Below are 18,625 nucleotides of genomic sequence, written 5' to 3' on the forward strand. Positions count from 1 at the left end.
TCAGCTCCTGACCAGCAGGGCGACCGGGAGGTCCGCCAGCAGATCGTCGATTCGGGCCGCCCCAGTGCCCACCGCGCGGCCCGTCAACACGTTCTTCCACTCCTTCTCAGGCAGCACCACCGTACTGTCGCCCCAGCCGCCCAGCCGCTCCAGCGCGGCCGGCAGTCTGGTCGCCACCGTGATCACCGCATCGCCGCGCGCGAACGCGATCGCATGCCCGCTGGACGTCGGCAGCGGCGTGTAGCTGCCGGCGAAGGCCTCGGGGTACTGCCTGCGGATGCGCAGCGCCCGCGACGTCACGAGCAGCTTCTCGTCGGACAGGTCAGCGGGCTTGCCACCCTGGTCCAGGCGCCGCAGTCGCTCGATCCGCTGCTCGTAGTCGACCGGACGGCGGTTGTCGGGGTCCACGAGGGACAGATCGACCAGCTCGGTTCCTTGGTAGACATCCGGTACGCCGGGCATCGTCAGCTGAACCAGCTTCTGTCCGAGGGTCGCCGCGCGCACGTACTGCGTCTGACCGTCAGCAAAGCGCCGTACGGCCGTCAGCACGGTTTCGTCCTTCAGCACCGCGCCGGCGAAGGCTGTGACGCTCTGCTCGTATTCCTCATCCGGTGACGTCCAGGAGGTGAGTCGCTTGGCCTCGCGGATCGCCTTGAGCAGGTAGGCCTGCATGCGGTCCTCGGACAGCGGTCCGTCGTCCCAGGTGCCGAAGAGGGTCTGCCAGAACAGGTACTCCGTCGCGCCGTCCAGCAGCGGGCTGCGGTGGTCCTCAGACAGGCGGCGCCACTCATGCACCGCCTCCAGCCAGACGGCGGGCTGCTCGGACAGTACGCCGATGCGCGCGCGGACGTCCTCGGACCGCTTCGTGTCGTGGGTGGACAGCGTGGTCATCGCCTTGGGCCACTCGCGGTTCAGCTGAGACGCGTACGCGTGGAACTCCTCCGGCGTGACACCGAAGTGCGCCGGGTCCCCGCCGACCTCGTTCAGCGAGGTCAGCCGCAGCCAGCGGTAGAAGGCGGTGTCCTCGACGCCCTTGGCCATCACCGGGCCGCAGGTCTGCTGGAAACGCACGATCAGCTCGGCGCGTGCCTTCTCGTCGGTCGGACTGGTCTCCCGGCCCAGCAGTAGCTGCAGGACGACGTCCAGCGTCTCCTGGCGGTCCTCGTCCAGCTTCGCGCGCGCCCGATCTGCCGCCCGCTCCACTGCGGCCACCGCGTCCGCCGACGGCTCCTCGCCGGGCACGACGTACGCGCGGTAGACGTCGAACTGGACCAGCAGCTCCACCACGACCTCGTGGAACGCCCGCCGCGTGTGGTCCCGTAGCCGTACGTCGTCCTGGCAGATGCGCGCGAGCAACTCGACCAGCCGATGCACCTCGGCGTACTGACCGTGGCGGACGATCTCGCGCTTCGCCTCCTCCACCACCGGCCCGAAGTCGGCCGGTGCACCGGTCAGCTCCGTGTGCAGTGCAGCGAGCGGTGCAGCACCCGCGGGGTCGACGAACAGGCCGCCGACCCGCAGCAACGCGTCGTACCCGGTGGTGCCGGCGCAAGGCCAGTCACTGGGCAGTTTCTCCTTGCCTTCCAGGATCTTCTCCACCACGACCCATGCGCCGCCGGTCCGCTCGGCCAGCCGGCGCAGGTACCCACGGGGGTCTGCCAAACCATCAGGGTGGTCGATCCGGAAGCCGTGAAGCTTGCCCTCGTGCAGGAGCTCCAGCAACAGCTCATGCGTCGCGTCGAAGACCTCCTGGGTCTCCTGACGTACCGCGGCGAGCGTGTCGACGTCGAAGAACCGCCGGTAGTTCAACTCCTCGTCGGCGACCCGCCAGTGCGCCAGCCGGTACCACTGCGCGGTGACGAGCTCCTCCAACCGCAGGTGCTCCGTCCCGGGTCGCAGCGGGTACTCGTGCTCGTAGTACCGCAGGACGTCACCGTCCACGGACAGCTCACCGTCCGCGAGTACCTTGCCGATCCGCTGGCCCAGCACCGCCATCAGCAACGGCTGGTCGCCCGCACCCCAGTCGACGTCGAACCAGTCCGCGTACGGCGACCCCGGCCCGAGCCGCAGCACCGACCACAGCGCCTTGTTGAGGCTCTCCGGAGTCGGTACGGCGACGTGGTTCGGTACGACGTCCGCGACGGCACCCATGCGGTGCTCGGTCAGCCGCTCGGACAACCGGTCGAACGCGGGCCGGCCGCCCATCGGCTCGGACAACCGGCTGTGGTCCACCACGTCGTACCCGTGCATCGAGCCGGGCGCCGCCTGGAGGATCGGGGACAGGTAGGCATGGGAGATCCCGAGGCCGGACAGGTACGGAACCACCGCCGCCGCGTCGTCGAAACCGAAGTCCGCATGCAGCTGGAACCGGTAGGTGGCCTGCGGGACCCCCGTCATCCGGCGACCTGCCTCGGACGCCGCAGGACCAGGGTGCTGCGAGCCTCCACCTGGACCGTCGAACCGGCCGCGTGCGGCGGCTCGTCGGTGTCCGGTCCGGTCGCGGTCGTCGTGTCCACGACCACCGTCCAGTTCTCGCCGTACTCCTTCGGCGGCAGCAGGAAGTCGACCTGCTCGTAGTGGCTGTTCAGCAGGATCAGGAACGAGTCGTCGACCACCGGCTCGCCGCGCGGGTCCGGCTCGGAGATCGCGTCGCCGTTCAGGAACACCGCGATCGCGCGGGCGTCGTCGCGCTGCCAGTCGCCGTCCTCCATTTCGGTGCCGTTCGGGGTGAACCACACCAGGTCGCCGAGACCGTCGATCCCGGTGTCACCGTGGAAGAACCGCCGGCGGCGCAGCACCGGGTGCTCGTTGCGCAGCCGGACCAGCGATCGGGTGAACGTGAGCAGGTCCTGCTCGGACTCGCCCAGGTCCCAATCCACCCAGGACAGCTCGTTGTCCTGGCAGTAGACGTTGTTGTTCCCGCTCTGCGTTCGGCCCAACTCGTCGCCGTGGGCGATCATCGGGACGCCCTGCGAGATCAGCAGCGTGGTGAGGAAGTTGCGCTGCTGCTTGGCGCGCAGCCGCAGCACCTCCTGGTCGTCGGTCGGCCCCTCTTCGCCGCAGTTCCAGGAGCGGTTGTGGCTCTCGCCGTCGTTGCCGCCCTCGCCGTTCGCCTCGTTGTGCTTGTCGTTGTACGAGACCAGGTCGCGCAGCGTGAAGCCGTCGTGGGCGGTGATGAAGTTGATGCTCGCGAGCGGCCGGCGGCTGTCGTCCTGGTACAGGTCGGACGAACCGGTCAGGCGGGAGGCGAACTCGGCGAGCGTGTACTTCTCGCCCCGCCAGTAGTCCCGGACGGTGTCGCGGTACTTGCCGTTCCACTCCGTCCACAGCGGCGGGAAGTTGCCCACCTGATAGCCGCCGTCGCCGACGTCCCAGGGCTCGGCGATCAGCTTCACCTGGCTCACCACCGGGTCCTGCTGGACCAGGTCGAAGAACGCCGACGGCCGGTCGACCTCGTGGAACTGCCGGGCCAGCGTGGCCGCGAGGTCGAAGCGGAAGCCGTCCACGTGCATCTCGGTCACCCAGTAGCGCAGCGAGTCCATGATCAGCTGCAGGACGTGCGGGTGCCGCATCAGCAGGCTGTTGCCGGTGCCGGTGGTGTCGTAGTAGTGCTTCTTGTCGCTGTCCACCAGCCGGTAGTACGCCGCATTGTCGATGCCCTTGAACGACAGCGTCGGCCCGAACTCGTTGCCCTCGGCGGTGTGGTTGTAGACGACGTCGAGGATCACCTCGATGTCGGCCTCGTGCAGCGCCTTCACCATCGCCTTGAACTCGGTCACCTGTTGCCCGCGGGTACCGGTCGAGGCGTAGGCGTTGTGCGGTGCGAAGAACCCGATCGTGTTGTACCCCCAGTAGTTGGACAGCCCCAGGTCCTGCAGGTGCCCGTCCTGGGCGAACTGATGCACCGGCATCAACTCGATCGCCGAGATGCCCAGCTCTTTCAGGTGCTCGACGATCGCCGGGTGGCCGAGTCCGGCGTACGTCCCGCGGATGTTCTCCGGCAGCGCCGGATGGGTCTTGGTCAGACCCTTCACATGCGCCTCGTAGATCACGGTCTCGTGATAGGCGTGGTTCGGCGGGCGGTCGTTGCCCCAGTCGAAGAACGGGTTGGTCACCACCGACTGCATCGTGTGCTCGCGGTTGTCCATCGTGTTCAGCTCGTCCGGTGTGCCGAAGCGGTAGCTGAACAGTGACTCCTCACCGTCGACCTGTCCGTCGATCGCCTTCGCGTACGGGTCGAGCAGCAGCTTGGAGGGGTTGCAGCGGTGGCCTTCGTCCGGGTTGTACGGCCCGTGCACGCGGAAGCCGTACCGCTGTCCCGGCTGCACGCCCGGGAGGTACGCGTGCCAGACGAACCCGTCCACCTCGGTCAGCTGAATCAATTGTTCGTTTCCGTCGTCGCCGATCAGCGCCAGGTCGACGCGATCGGCGATCTCCGAGAAGAGCGCGAAGTTCGTTCCGGCACCGTCGTAGGTGGCGCCGAGAGGGTACGGGTTACCAGGCCATTTCTGCACCAGATGACAGTAGCCACCCGGACCCCAACTCATCCCTGCCCCGAGTGTTTCGGTCTTGAGAATTCTTCAGGCAAGGGCTTGCAGTTCCCTGCAAGACAGGAAACATCCCAATTTCGGCTCGGTTCGACTAAGCTCTCGCCCTTGTGAAAACGCCTTCCGCCCGGCGGCCGGTCTTCCAGGATTCGACCGGGCGCCGCCGCCGCAGCATCCGCAGAGCAGGCGCGTTCCTCGCCGTGCCCACAGTCGGTTACCTGGCGCTCATGGCGAGTAGTTTGCTGGGCGGGCCACGGATGGACACCCCCTTCATTCCGCTGCCGGAGGCCGCGCAACCGAAGCACCGGCCGACCGCTCCACCGGCCGAGATCGCCGCAAAGACACCGCGGCCCGGGGCCGGCGATCGGTCCGAGACCACCGAGGTCCGCACCCCGTCGGAGACGCCGGAGACGAGTTCCCCGCCGAGCACGACACCGACCGGCGCGCCGCCGGTGACGACGACACCCGGATCGACGGTGACACCAACGATCGTCCCGACGGTCCCGCCGACGACCGGTACGACGATGCCGCCCGGCCGGACCAACTCGCCGACCGCGACGACCACGACGACCACGACGACCACACCGTCGACGCCGACGACCACCCAGCGCTCCCACGGCAACAAGCCGACCACACCGCCCGGTAAGACGAAGACGCCGAACGCGTCGTGAGCAGACCGGTCGCACGGCGGGCGAAGCAGGTACCACTCCGGACACACTGGATCGTCCTGGCGATGTTACTGGTGTGTCTGGCCAGCATGCTGTTGCTGAACGGCTACACGCACCACATGTTCGGGGCGGAACCCGACGGCGCGGTCCAGCCGACCGGCGGCTCGGCGTCGGTGCCACGCCAGATCCTCCGCGGCGGAGCGGTGATCGACGCCGCCGAGGGCAAGCCCCGCTCGGTCGCCCCGAAGCCGCGCACCATCGCGCTCACCTTCGACGACGGCCCCGACCCGGTCTGGACCCCGAAGATCCTCGACCTGCTCCGGCAGCAGCAGGTCCACGCAACGTTCTTCGTCGTCGGAACCGCGGTGGCCGAGCATCCGGACCTGGCACGGCGGATCGTCGCCGAAGGCCACCAGATCGCGGTCCACAGCTTCACCCACGCCAACCTGTCGACGGCGGCCGGCTGGCGGCGTTCGATCGAGCTCCGGCAGAGTCAGCTGATCCTCGCCGGTGCGACCGGTGTCAGTACGACGCTGCTGCGGCCGCCGTACTCTTCGGAGCCCAGCGCGCTGAGCGACCGCGACTGGAAGGCGCTGCAGCAGTCCCGGGACGCCGGCTACCTGGCCGTGCTGACCAGCCAGGACAGCGAGGACTGGCGGAGGCCTGGGACGCAGCAAGTGATCGCCAACTCGATGCCGCGCAGCACAGCCGGGCAGGTGCTGCTGATGCACGACGCCGGTGGTGACCGCAGCCAGACTGTCGAGGCGCTCAGCAAGCTGCTGCCGCGTCTTAAGGCGCGCGGCTTCCGCTTTGCCACGGTCGGCGACGCCGTCGGTCTGCCGGACCCGACGCGTCCGGCGAGCACATGGGACAAGGCCCGCGGTCACGCCGTGATCTGGGCGATGAAGATCAGCGACGGCGTCCTCGCCGTCCTCGGCTGGCTGTTGTACGCCGCCGGCGCGCTCAGCGTGCTGCGCGCGATCACCACGGTGATCGCTGCCCGCCGGCACGCCCGGATGCGGAACTGGACGTACGGTCCGCCGGTCACGGAGCCGGTCAGCGTCATCGTCCCGGCGTACAACGAGAGCGCCGGCATCGAGGCTGCGATCCGCTCGCTGGTGGCCTCGGACCATCCGCTCGAGGTGATCGTCGTCGACGACGGCTCCACGGACGGTACGGCGGACCTCGTCGAGGGACTGGGCATACCCGGTGTGCGCGTGATCCGGCAGGCCAACGCGGGCAAGCCGGTCGCGCTGAACACCGGGCTGCAGGCAGCACGCTTCGAGCTGATCGTGATGGTCGACGGCGACACCGTGTTCGAGCCGGACGCGGTCCGCAAGCTGATCCAGCCGTTCGGTCATCCTGCCGTCGGCGCGGTGTCCGGCAACGCCAAGGTGGGCAACCGCGGCGGGCTGCTCGGCCGCTGGCAGCACATCGAGTACGTGATCGGCTTCAACCTCGACCGCCGGCTGTTCGACCTGGCCGAGTGCATGCCCACGGTGCCCGGTGCGGTGGGCGCGTTCCGCCGTACGGCGCTGGAGCGGATCGGCGGACTCAGCGACGTGACGCTCGCGGAGGACACCGACCTGACCATGGCGCTGTGCCGGGACGGCTGGCGGGTGGTCTACGAGGAGAGCGCGGTCGCCTGGACCGAGGCGCCGGCGTCACTCGGCGCGCTGTGGCGGCAGCGGTACCGCTGGTGCTACGGAACGCTGCAGGCGATGTGGAAGCACCGCGGGGCGATGCTGCAGCGCGGGCGGGCCGGCAAGTTCGGACGCCGCGGCCTGACCTACCTCCTGCTCTTCCAGGTGCTGCTGCCGCTGCTGGCACCTGTCGTGGACGTCTTCGCGATCTACGGCCTCGTCTTCCTGGACCCGGTGCGCGTGCTGGGCGTCTGGGCGGGCTTCGTTTTGCTGCAGCTGGCCATGGGCTTCTACGCGTTCCGTCTGGACGGCGAACGGATCGGACCGCTCTGGACGCTGCCGCTGCAGCAGTTCGTCTACCGGCAGCTGATGTACCTGGTCGTCATCCAGTCGGTCTTCACCGCACTGGCCGGCACGCGACTCCGCTGGCAGCGCATGGAACGGTACGGCAGCCTGGAGGCTCCGGTCGTTCGCTAACCTACAGCGATGACGTTCTCACGGGGAGTACAGGCCGCGCTGCTGGCCTGCGTTCTGGCCGGCGTTCTGGCGGCCGCCACTGGTGGAGCGAAGCCGGTGGTCGTCGGCGGGACGCTGGCGAGCGTCAGCGAGGCGCCGTGGGCGGTCGCACTGAACAACACCCAGTCCGCGTCGCCGAGCGGCCGCTTCTGCGGGGCCACGCTGGTGGCGCCGGACAAGATCGTCACCGCGGCGCACTGCATGGACGAACCTGTGTCGACGTACTACGCGGTGCAGGGCCGGACCGACCTCGCCGACGAGTCGGTCGGGCAGGCCTCGGAGATCAGCAAGGTGTGGGTGCACCCTGGCTACAACACCAAGGACCACCGGTACGACGTTGCGGTGCTGACGCTGGCGAAGCCGTTCACCGGCGTACCGGTGCTGCCCCTGGAGACCAGGGCGCAGGCGGACCGGACGGGCGTCGTGCCGACGGTCTACGGGTGGGGTGACACGCAGGGCACGGGCCCGGACGAGACGCTTCAGAAGGCCGCCGTACCGGACCTCGGCGACAAGACCTGCCTCGCGGACAAGAGCTATGTGGCAAACGGCTATGCGGCTGCCACGAACATCTGTGCCGGCTATGTCGAGGGCGGCATCGATGCCTGCCAGGGCGACTCCGGCGGACCGCTCGTTCTGAACGGCCGTCTGCTCGGTGTCGTGTCCTGGGGCCAGGGCTGCGCGCAGCCCGGTAAACCCGGCGTTTACGCAGAGGTTGCGGCCGCGGCCGAGACACTGGCTCAACAGGTTCGTTAACTGGAAACATACCTGTCAGTACGAGCATCTATCCGTTACGGTCCTGACACGCTCCGAAAACACCATGTCCTTACCTTTCTGGTCAGCTACCCAGTTGCCCAGTGAGGAGAACCATGGCGCAGACCAGACGTCAGTTCCTGCAACAGGTCGGTATCACCGGTGGAGCCGGGGTCCTCTACTCCACCATGTCGGCGCTCGGCCTCACGGGCGTCGCCGAAACCCCCGCCTACGCCGCCCCGTCCCGGGCCGACCTCAACGGCCGCGGCGCCAAGCACGTCGTGATCCTCGGCGCCGGCATCGCCGGGCTCACCTCGGCGTACGAACTGCTCAAGGCCGGCTACAAGGTCACGCTGCTCGAGGCCCGCAACCGCCCGGGCGGCCGGAACTGGACGGTTCGCGGCGGCACCGTCGAGACCGACCTGGCCGGCCACACCCAGCGCGCGACGTTCTCCCCGGGCCAGTACATGAACGCCGGCCCGGCGCGCCTGCCGCAGCACCACGTAACGCTCGAGTACTGCCGTGAGCTCGGTGTCGCGATCGAACCGTTCGTGAACCAGAACGCGGACGCGTACCTGTACCGCGAGGGCACCACCGCGCTGTCCAACATGCCGATCCTGCACCGGACCGCCAAGGCGGATGTGTACGGGTACGTCGCCGAACTGCTCGCCACGGCGACCGACCAGGGCGCGCTCGACAGCAAGCTCACGGCCGCCGACAAGCAGGCGCTGCTGAGCTTCCTGAGCAGCTTCGGTTCGATCGGCAACAAGGCCAGCGGGTTCGCCTACACCGGGACCGACGGCCGGCGCGGTTACACGGTCGAGCCGGGTGCCGGACTCGAGGGCGGCACGACGGCACCGCCGTACGCCCTCAGCGATGTGTTCGCCAGCGGTGTCGGCAACTACTTCTCGTTCGAGTTCGGCTGGGACCAAGCAATGATGATGTTCCAGCCGGTCGGCGGGATGGACCGGATCCCGTACGCGTTCGAGCGGGCGATCGGCAAGGACAAGATCAAGTACGGCGCCGAGGTCACCGGGCTGAAGAACACGTCGACGGGCGTCGAGGTCACGTACACCAGCGGGAACCGGACCAAGCTCGTCACCGCTGACTTCGCGATCTGCACGCTGCCGCCGCACCTGGCCGCGAAGGTCCCGTCCAACCTGCCCGCGCCGATCATTGAAGCGCTCAAATACGCCCGGCCGACGAACGCGGGCAAGATCGGCATCGAGTACGGCCGCCGCTGGTGGGAGGAGGACCTCAAGATCTACGGCGGGATCACCAACAGCAACCTCGACACGTCGAACACCTGGTACCCGTCGTACGGCTTCCACGGCAAGCGCGGCACCGTCATCGGGTACTACAACACCGGCACGAACGCGAACACCTACGGCGCACTCACCCCGCAGCAGCGGCTCGATCGCGCGCTGATGCAAGGCGCCAAGATGCACGGTGAGGTGTACCGCAAGGACATCAAGGCGGCGTTCTCGGTCAACTGGCTGGGCACGAAGTACTCCGAGGCGTCGTGGGTCAGCTGGCCGTCGCAGACCGACGGGATCTACGCGCGGCTGCTCGATGCCACCGGCAACATCTACTTCGCCGGTGACCACCTGTCGCACGCGATCGCCTGGCAGCACGGCGCGATGGTGTCCGCGCGGGCTTCGGTGACCGCACTGCACACCCGGGTGGCGAGCCGATGAAAACTCGACGTGCGCTCATCGCCGGCGCGGCCGCTGTCGCGCTGTTCCTCACCGGTGGTGCGACGACCGCCGCCGGCTGGTTCCCCAAGCCCAAGCCGCCGAAGCCCGGCACCGTCGTGCCGGCGCTGCCCGCGGGCCAGGCCAACCCGATGATCGCCAACGGCGTCGGCATCGGTGCCAACACCCCGATCTACAAGACCAGCGGCATCGGGCCGTCGGCGCTCAACACCGGCGCCTCGGGCGAGGCGGCGTACATCGACACCGCGGTCTTCCCGGGCGGGACGTTGCCCGCGGGCGTCACGATCACCGAGGCCCAAGGCATCAACGTGCTCCGGCGGATCGGCGAGAACCTGGCCGTGGCCGGGTTGTCGTACGCCGACGTCTACACGATGCGCGTGTTCCTGCAGAACCCGTCCGGCGCGGCGGCTGCCGACTTCGCCGGCTGGAACCGGGCGTACCGCCAGTACTTCGCCAACACCGATCTGACCACCGGGGCGTACGTCCCGGTCCCGCTCGGTACGGCGCCGCCGGCGAAACCGTTCGTGGTGAACAAGGCCTGTCCGTCCCGCTTCGCGCTGGAGATCGAGAACCTGCCGGTGTCCGGCTGGCTGGTCGAGGTCGAGGTCGACGCGGCCTACCCGAAGCGCTGAGCCCTACCTGAGCCCTGCCTGAGCCCTGGCTCGCCTGTAGTTGAGTCGTCGTGGGTCGCCGTCCCGTTAACCTGACGGGGTGGCGACCCACGAACAGGTGACCGTCGGCGTGGTCGGTGCCGAGCAGATCGTGCACCGGATCATGAACCTGGCCCGCGAGCTGGACAACCCCGGGCTGCGCCTGGTCACCGCCGTGTACGCCGACGAGCACGACGCACACGAGCAGGCGGCGCGGATCGCCGGCCGGGTCGACGCGTTCCTGTTCGCGGGACCGTTGCCGTACGACGTGGCGGTCGCGGGCGGTCTCCCGGTACCGGCGACGTACGTGCCGAGCGGTGGGCCGGCGTTGTTCTCGACGCTGCTGCGCGGGGTGCTGGAGAAGGTGTTCGACCCGGCCCGGATCAGCGTCGACACGATGTCGCGCCGGGACCTCAAGCATGTCTACGAAGAGATCGGACTGAGTTCGGCGGGCGTCCGGCTGAAGGAGTACACCGGCCCGGAGTCGGCCGAGACGTTCCTCGACTTCCACCGGTCGCTGCACGAACGCGGCCGTACCACCGGGGCCGTCACCACCGTGCCGACCGTCGATGTCGCGCTGCGCGCGGCCGGCGTACCGACACTGCGGATGACTCCGTCCTCGATGACGATCCGCCAGGCATTGACCACGGCCGTCCTGATGGGCAGCGGCGCGAAGCTCGAGGAATCGCGGATCGTCACGATGATCGTGCGGGTGCCGGCCGCCTCGCTGCCGGCGCATGCCAGCGCGAGCGCGTACTGGTACCAGGAGTTGCGCCTGTCGCTGCACCGCGAACTGCTGCGCGAGGCCCGGCCGATGGACGCCGCCGTGGTGCCGCGTGACGAGCACAGCTTCCTGATCGTCACCACGATGGGTTCGTTGCGGCTGGCCACCGACAACCTGTCGGTCGCGCCGTTCCTGGACCGGATCTCCGAAGAACTGGGGATCCGGTTGGAGATCGGCATCGGGACCGGTACGTCGACGCGCGAGGCCGAGGTGAACGCGCAATCCGCCGTCGACAAGGCGGCCGGTGGCGACTCGGCCTTCGTGGTCGGTCCGCAGGGTTTGGTGCTGCAGATCCCCGGCGAGCGCACCCGGGCCGCGGAGCGGCCGGTGCGGACGGACTCGCGGGCGCTGCAGGTCCTGGCGACGCTCGCGGAACGGCTCGAGGAGGCCAAGGACACCGAGCGGGTCGTGGACGCGGAGAAGGTTGCCGAGCTGCTCGGCGTGACGTTGCGGACGGCGCGGCGGACGCTGACCACGCTGGTCGACGAAGGCCTGGCCTGGCCGATGCCGCCGCCACGATCGAACAAGCTCGGGCGGCCGCCGCGGCCTTATCAGCTGCTGGTGGAGAAGATCCCGCGCTGAGTCGGCTTATTACGGACGTCCATAACAGCTATTCAGGTCTTGCCGTAGCTGCTCGGCTGGGGCAGGGTTGGTCGCGTGCCAGAACCCCAACACGCAGTCGCAGTGGTGGACAGCCGGACGGCGACCGAACGGGCCCACCAGGCGGGTCAGGACGCCTGGTGGGTCTACCTGGCCGAAGTGCTCGGCCATCTGCGGTTGCCCTACCGAACGCTCTCCCCTGCTCAGGCGACCACTCCACCCGCCGATGTTTCCGTGCTGGTTTTCGCGACGGCTCCTGATGCCGGGTCCTTCGACGGACTCGAGGCTTGGGTTCGCGAGGGTGGTGCTGTAGTCGTCGTCGGCGATCCTGGTCCGCTGGCGGACTTGACCGGCGTGACCGCGGACTCGGCTGTCGCTGAAGATCACGTGGTCTTGGCGGACGGCCCGGTGTGGTCGGCGGTGCCGCCGGTCGCGCTGCATGCGGTCGGTGGTGTTCAACTGGCTGCTGACGTCGACGCACTGGCCGCTGACACCGATGTGCTTGCCGGCGGGGTCGAGGTGCTGGCCCACTGGCAGGGCTCTGATACGGCGGCGATTACCGTTCGGCGGTTGGGCCGCGGTGTCGTCCTGACGTACGGCGTCGACCTGTGGCAGACCGTCGTACGCATCCAGCAGGGGTACCCGGTCACCGCAGACGGGGAGCCCGCCGCGGACGGTACGGCGCCGATCGACGACGGCATCCTCAAGTGCGAGGACGGGATGGTGCTCAGCTTCGAGCACGACCGGTCGATGCCGCCGGGGCAGCCGCCGCTCGATCCGTCGTACCGCCACGAGTACCCGCCGCCCAGCGCCGTACCGATCTTCGACCAGCCGCACGCCGATTGGTGGTGCTCGCTGTTCGCGCAGAGCCTGTGGTGGGCGGCTGAGCACGTCGGCGCTTCAGTGCCCTGGCTCTGGTACTGGCCGTCGGGGGTGGATGCGGTCGCGCACATGTCGCACGACTCCGACCAGAACGAGGAAGAGGACGGGCAGGCCGCTCTCGACGCGTTCGCCGAGGCCGGCGTCGAGGTCACCTGGTGCCAGGTCTTTCCGGGCGGCTACTCACCCGCGCTGTACCAGGCGATCACCGCGGCCGGCCACGAGAACGCCCTGCATTACAACGCGATGGGCGACGCCGACCTGGCAGTCTGGGGCTGGCCGTACATCCGCGCGCAGTACGCGTGGGCCCAGGCCGTCACCGGCGTCGACGAGATCGTGTCGAACAAGAACCACTACACCCGCTGGGAAGGGTGGACCGAGTTCTACGTCTGGTGCGAGCGGCTCGGGATCCAGATCGACGAGTCACGCGGGCCGAGCAAACAGGGTGCCGTCGGGTTCACCTTCGGCGCCTCGCAGATCTCGTTCCCGATGGCGCCTGTTGCTGAGGGCAACCGATTCTACGACGTACTGAATCTGCCGTTGCACACGCAGGATCTCGCATGGGCCGGGCACGCCGCCGTACGCGACGTCATCCTGGACGGGGCGCAGGCGGTGCACGGCGTCGCGCACTTCCTGTTCCACGGGCCGCACCTGAATCTTCGCCCGGCCACTCGGACCGCGTGTATCGAGTTGGCCGCCGAGGCCCGCCGACGCGGGATGCCGTGGTGGACGGCCGGCCGGATCAACAGCTGGGAGCGGGCGCGTCGCGGCGTCACCTTGTCGATCGAGCCGCATCCGGACGGCGTCGCCGTACGAGCTCGGTCGGAGTCGGCACTGCCGGGCGCGGCGGTCCTGCTCGCCCTACCGTCGGCCGGCAACGACCCGCTCGTCAAGGAAGGCAGTGGATCCGCGCGGGCCGTGGTCCGTTTCGGACGGTCGTTCGTCGAGCTGACCGCGGACATTGTTGCTGGAGACAACAGATGGGTGATCACGCCATGATGCCTCAGTGGCCGGAGTTCGGTGACGACGAGGAGAAGGAGCTGCTCGAGGTCCTGCACTCGGGGAAGTGGGGCAGCACGAGCGGCGACGTCGTCGCCACGTTCGCTCAGGAGTTCGCCGAGTACCAGCAGGCTGCGCACGCGGTCTGCCTGGCCAACGGCACTCTCGCCCTCGCGGTCGCGTTGCGGGCCGCCGGTGTCGGCATCGGCGACGAGGTGATCGTGCCGCCGTACACGTTCATCGCGACCGCCTCCGCCGCGTTGTTCGTCGGTGCGGTGCCGGTCTTCGCCGACGTCGACCCCGACACGCATCTGCTCGACCCGGCCGCGACCGAGGCTGCTGTGACTCCGCGGACGAAGGCCGTCATCGTGGTACATCTCGCCGGGCGGCCGGCGGACATGGACGCCTTTACCGCCTTGGGCGCGCGGCACGGGCTGACCGTCATCGAGGACGCGGCCCAGGCGCACGGTGCGGCGTACAACGGCCGCCCGGTCGGGGCGATCGGCGACCTCGGCACATTCAGCTTCCAGAGCAGCAAGAACATCACGGCCGGCGAAGGCGGCGCCGTCCTCACCGATTCCGCTGAGCTGGCCGGCGCCGTGTATTCGCTGGTCAACGTCGGCCGCGTGCCGGGCGGCGGTTGGTACCAGCACGAGAGTGTCGGGTACAACCTGCGGCTGACCGAGTTCCAGGCGGCGATCCTGCGCGCGCAACTACGCCGGCATCCGCAGCAGCAGGAGGTCCGTGAACGCAACGCCCAACTGCTGACCTCGCTGCTGTCCGGCGTCGACGGTCTTCAGCTCGCGCCGGACGATCCTGCGATCACCGCGCACGGCCGGCACCTCTTCATGCTGCGGCTCCCGGGCCGCCGCGAGGCCGTCCTGCAGTCGCTCACGGCCGCCGGGTTCTCACGTGCTTCGTCGGGGTACGTACCTTTGCACCGCAACGACGCCGTACGGCGCGAAGCTCAGGCCATCACCGCTCGCCTCGGCCAGCCGTACCCTGAACCCGCCTGTCCTCATGCCGACCTGGTCTCGTCCGACACGATCTGGCTCCCGCAGCCGTACCTGCTCGGCACCGAATCCCAGACGCACGCCCTGGCGACTGCTATCACTGAGGCAGTCAATGCTTGAGGAGCGCGATGGCGATCGAGTACGAGGCCAAGGTTCTGGACATCTCCCCGGCTGAGGTCGCGGACCGGATCCTGGCTCTCGGCGGGCGGCACGTGGCCGACCGTCAGATGCGGCGGTACGTGTACGACATCGCGCCCGGCGACCGGTCCCGCTGGATCCGCCTGCGCGACACCGGTACGTCGGTGACGCTGACGGTCAAGGAGATCGCGCACGACGGTATCGACGGCACCAGCGAAACCGAGGTGACCGTCGACGACTTCGACACCACCAACGCTCTGCTCGGGCAGCTCGGCTTTTCGCCGAAGTCGTACCAGGAGAATCGGCGGTCCAGCTACGAACTCGAGGCCGCCGCCCTGGAGATCGACCAATGGCCGCTGATCCCGCCGTACCTGGAGATCGAGGGCCACTCGCCGTCGCACGTCGTGAAGGTCGCGGCGCTCCTCGGGTACACCGCCGCGCAACTGACCGCGGAGAACACCACCAAGGTGTACGCGCACTACGGCATCGACCTCGGGGCCATCGCCGACCTTCGCTTCGGGGGTTGACCTGGAGCGCGCTCCAGCCGTGACGCTGAGGTCATGAACACACCCACGATGGCCCTCGGGGCGATGTACTTCGGCACGAGGGTGGACGAACGGACCGCCTTCAGCATCCTCGACCGGTACGCCGAACTCGGCGGCACGTATATCGACACCTCCAACAACTACAGCTTCTGGACCTCCGACACCGGCTTCGGCGGCCAGAGCGAGGCCTTGCTCGGCCGCTGGCTGGCATCCAACCCCGGCGTAGGCATCCGCCTCAGCACCAAGGTCGGCGCCCAGCCCACGCGGGTCGGCGGCTTCCCCGACCACCTCGAGGGGCTCCGAGCCGATGTCGTCCGTACCTCGATGGCGCAGAGCCTGGAACGCCTGGGCGTGGACCGCGTCGACCTGTACTGGGCACACGTCGAAGACCCGACCGTGCCGGTGGAGGATCTGGTCGCGACGTTCGGCGGCCTGGTCAGCGACGGCCTCACCGCCCGCTGGGGCGTCTCGAACCACCCGTCCTGGCTCCTCGAACGCATCCGCGCCACCGCCGCCCTTGCCGGCCACGCCGAACCCACCGCCTACCAGCAGCGCTACTCCTACCTCCAGCCCGCCGGCGGCATGCCCGTCGAAGGCCAGCCGATCCCCACCGGCATGCTCTCCCCCGACGGCCTCGACTTCCTCCGGCGCGACCCCACCGTCGACGGCTGGGTCTACACCGCCACCCTCCTCGGCCGCTACGACCGCCCCGACCGCCCCCTGCAGATCGAGTACCGCCACCCCGGCACCGACCGCCGCCTGGCTGCGCTCACCGAAGTAGCCAAGTCCCGCGGTCTCCGCCCCGGCCAGGTGGTGCTCGCCTGGCTGACGTCCAACACCCCGGCCCTCACTCCCATAGTCGGCGTCAGCACGGTCGCCCAAGTGGAACAAGCCGCAGAAGCCACCTCCACCACCCTCGATGCGGACGAACTGGAAGTCCTCAACAACGCCTGACCAGAGCGACCCCGCCCGCCGCAGCGCCGGCCACACCCACGCCACTGCGGCGAATTCGCCCGTACGCCATCGAAGTGCCCGAGAGGCGTCGGGTGGGCGCTTCGGGCAGGCGCGAACGTCCTGTAGGTGCCCGCGGATTGGCTCAGCTGGCGGGTGTGTCCGGTAGGGCGGCGAACGCGTCTGCCTCGCGGAGCATGGCTTCGTCCGCTTTCCATCGGGGCCGTCGGGTGATGGGTACGACGGAGTCATCCGCAGGTGGTGAGGCCGGCGGCGTTGTGGTGGCTGAGGCATCCGGGGGTGGTGGCTCCGGCGACATATTGCCGTCGCCCCGGATGCGGCGTCGGCGGTGTGCGGGTGGTTCGGCCCAGGTGGGGCGTCTGACGTGGACCTCGTTGCCGATGATGGTGATGCGCCAGCGCCCCGCGTGCAGGTCTTTGTGGTGACGACGGCAGAGCAGGACCAAATTCGAGCCCTTCGTCTCGCCACCGTCGATCCAGGAGACCAAGTGATGCGCCTCGCACATGATCGGCGGGGCTCCGCAGACGACGCAGCCGCGATCGCGACGGTTCAGGGCGTAGCGCATCGGCTTGGTCACCAGGCGTTCGCTGCGTCCGACGTCGAGTGGCTCTGAGTTCGACCCCAGTACGAGCGGGATGATCTTGGCATCGCACGCCAACCGACGCACGGTTGCCGCCGACAGCCCATCGCCGTACACCGTCTGCCCGATCCCCGTCGCAACAGCCGCCTTCAGATCTTCGAAGTCGATCGTCACCGTCAGGTGAGCCTTCGCGCCAAACCCCGGCACCCGCCCGCGACTGTCAACCAGCGCGCCAGAGGACCCGCCAACAGCATGCCCGGCCCAGGGGTCGTCCTGAGTACCCGCGGTCGGCTCGGTGGGCGATTGGGTGGCGGGTGGCTTCGAGGTTGGGAGGTTGGCGGGTGGCTTCGAGGTTGGGAGGTTGGCGTCGTACGCAGCAGCTGCGACGTTGAGGGTATTGGTCAGCGCGTCGGCTTGGCGCTTTTCGCGGGATCGAGGGTCGTGTTCGCCGTCGATGGTCTTGTGGGGGCGAGCGCCGGCGTGGATGAGGGAGCGCAGGAGTTCGGCGTTCTCGTTGGCGAGGTACCCGCGGAACTTCACACCGCGATCCGCGTTCGTCAGGATGAGTGACTCGCGCTCGTACGCCTTGTGCTCTTCGGGTTCCGGCCCGTCGGTGTCGAGGATGTCGCGGACCTTCCTCCCGGCGCTGCGGAGTTCACCTGGGGACAGATGGGCGGCGAGTTTCACCAGCTGCTGCTCGGCGGCGTCGCGGTCGGCGACAGGTACGTGCGTCGGCACGCGATCCAGCGCGGAGACGATCGCGGCGGCTTGCGCAGGACGCAACGACCATCCGATACCACTACTCGACTCCTCCGCGTCGTCCGATTCGTCCGCGGGCTGGTCGGTTTCTCCGGCGCTGTCGGCGTCGGTGGGCGCGCCGTGGATGGTCTCGTCCAGACCAGCTGACACAGCCGGGTACTTCGAGAGCGCGCGGGCCAGACGCACTGTGGCGTGGGCGGTCGAGGAATCCAACCGGTATCGGAAGCGAATGAGCTCGGCCGTGTCACGGGCGCCGAGCTCAGTCGCATACCCGGTGGTCTCCACAGCATCGATCACGCGCAGCCGGTACGACTCCAGGCGAGCGATCTCAGCCTCCAGCGCGTCGAGAGTCGACAGCAGTTCGCCGCCGCTCATCGACCACGCCGGTCGCTCGCCCAGAAGTTCCATACCCAACACGCTACCCGGCACCTCGGACAATTTCTTATCCAGAAGCCCTTATTCCGTTGACAATTCGTGGGCCCACAACAGCCCACACCTCTTAGGCAACCCGATCCAGAGTGTCCGGTACGCCAACTTGCCGCGCCGCGGTACGGGCGGTCAGCCAACGGACGGCGCACGCTCGATGCCCTTGGCAACGACATCTCGATCGAATGGTCCGGAGCTGGAAGATTCGCAGCGGTCAGGCCCGCGCGGGGCGAAGAGGCTGGGGTGCGCGCGGCGTGAAGGGTTAATGGCTCTTGTGCCTGATCCGTGGGTGGGTCTGGGGTGACCGAGTCGGGGGCGCCCGCGCTGGACGACCGCGCTTGTCCCCGCGCGGTGGGTTCACCCATCGTGTTGTGGGTTCCTGACCCGTGTGTCCGTCCGGCAGCAGTGCCCCCGTACTGCGTGTCTGCGCGGTGAGTGCCC

Annotated in this window: 13 protein-coding genes; 9 read left to right on the forward strand and 4 right to left on the reverse strand. The window is 68.7% G+C overall.

The annotated features are described in order from the left end of the window. From treY to AB0B82_RS12795, 3 genes are all read right to left on the reverse strand, one after another. A complete protein-coding gene (gene treY / locus AB0B82_RS12785; protein WP_360166027.1) occupies positions 1-2,397 on the reverse strand; it encodes a malto-oligosyltrehalose synthase in 2,397 nt (798 codons plus the stop codon). Further along, complete coding sequence (glgX, locus tag AB0B82_RS12790; protein WP_360166031.1) at positions 2,394-4,514, reverse strand: glycogen debranching protein GlgX; 2,121 nt, start codon at positions 4,512-4,514, stop codon at positions 2,394-2,396. Before glgX ends, treY begins: the two co-directional genes overlap by 4 nt. 247 nt (positions 4,515-4,761) lie before the next feature. Beyond that, entirely contained in the window at positions 4,762-5,265 is a 504-nt protein-coding gene (locus tag AB0B82_RS12795) for a hypothetical protein (protein WP_360166034.1), read from the reverse strand. A gap of 15 nt (positions 5,266-5,280) precedes the next feature. Here AB0B82_RS12795 and AB0B82_RS12800 point away from each other — a divergent pair, with 15 nt between their 5' ends. The 9 genes from AB0B82_RS12800 to AB0B82_RS12840 all read left to right on the forward strand — a co-directional run bounded on the left by AB0B82_RS12800 (position 5,281) and on the right by AB0B82_RS12840 (position 16,401). Further along, on the forward strand, positions 5,281-7,335 hold the full coding sequence (locus AB0B82_RS12800; protein ID WP_360166037.1) for a glycosyltransferase: 2,055 nt from the start codon (positions 5,281-5,283) through the stop codon (positions 7,333-7,335). 9 nt (positions 7,336-7,344) lie between these two features. Beyond that, positions 7,345-8,127: a serine protease gene (locus AB0B82_RS12805; protein ID WP_360166040.1), complete on the forward strand. Its 783-nt coding sequence runs from the start codon at positions 7,345-7,347 to the stop codon at positions 8,125-8,127. A gap of 113 nt (positions 8,128-8,240) precedes the next feature. After that, complete coding sequence (locus AB0B82_RS12810) at positions 8,241-9,821, forward strand: FAD-dependent oxidoreductase (RefSeq protein ID WP_360166043.1); 1,581 nt, start codon at positions 8,241-8,243, stop codon at positions 9,819-9,821. After that, positions 9,818-10,471, forward strand: coding sequence for a Rid family hydrolase (locus tag AB0B82_RS12815; RefSeq protein WP_360166045.1), 654 nt, complete (start codon positions 9,818-9,820; stop codon positions 10,469-10,471). Before AB0B82_RS12810 ends, AB0B82_RS12815 begins: the two co-directional genes overlap by 4 nt. Positions 10,472-10,550: 79 nt before the next feature. Further along, complete coding sequence (locus tag AB0B82_RS12820; protein ID WP_360166047.1) at positions 10,551-11,855, forward strand: hypothetical protein; 1,305 nt, start codon at positions 10,551-10,553, stop codon at positions 11,853-11,855. A 75-nt stretch (positions 11,856-11,930) separates the two neighbouring features. Further along, positions 11,931-13,751 (forward strand): hypothetical protein, encoded by a 1,821-nt coding sequence (locus AB0B82_RS12825; RefSeq protein ID WP_360166050.1) that lies wholly within the window; start codon positions 11,931-11,933, stop codon positions 13,749-13,751. Then, on the forward strand, positions 13,733-14,884 hold the full coding sequence (locus tag AB0B82_RS12830; protein ID WP_360166053.1) for a DegT/DnrJ/EryC1/StrS family aminotransferase: 1,152 nt from the start codon (positions 13,733-13,735) through the stop codon (positions 14,882-14,884). Before AB0B82_RS12825 ends, AB0B82_RS12830 begins: the two co-directional genes overlap by 19 nt. A gap of 8 nt (positions 14,885-14,892) precedes the next feature. Then, entirely contained in the window at positions 14,893-15,429 is a 537-nt protein-coding gene (locus tag AB0B82_RS12835) for a CYTH domain-containing protein (RefSeq protein ID WP_360166056.1), read from the forward strand. A 33-nt stretch (positions 15,430-15,462) separates the two neighbouring features. After that, positions 15,463-16,401, forward strand: a complete 939-nt coding sequence (locus AB0B82_RS12840; protein ID WP_360166059.1) for an aldo/keto reductase — start codon at positions 15,463-15,465, stop codon at positions 16,399-16,401. Between the two features lie 142 nt (positions 16,402-16,543). On the opposite strand, the gene AB0B82_RS12845 is transcribed toward AB0B82_RS12840, so the two are convergent. Further along, positions 16,544-18,187, reverse strand: a complete 1,644-nt coding sequence (locus AB0B82_RS12845) for a DUF222 domain-containing protein (RefSeq protein WP_360166068.1) — start codon at positions 18,185-18,187, stop codon at positions 16,544-16,546. Between the last annotated feature and the right edge of the window lie 438 nt (positions 18,188-18,625).

Origin of the sequence: Kribbella sp. NPDC048915, from assembly GCF_040649595.1 — a bacterium.
GTDB lineage: Bacteria > Actinomycetota > Actinomycetes > Propionibacteriales > Kribbellaceae > Kribbella.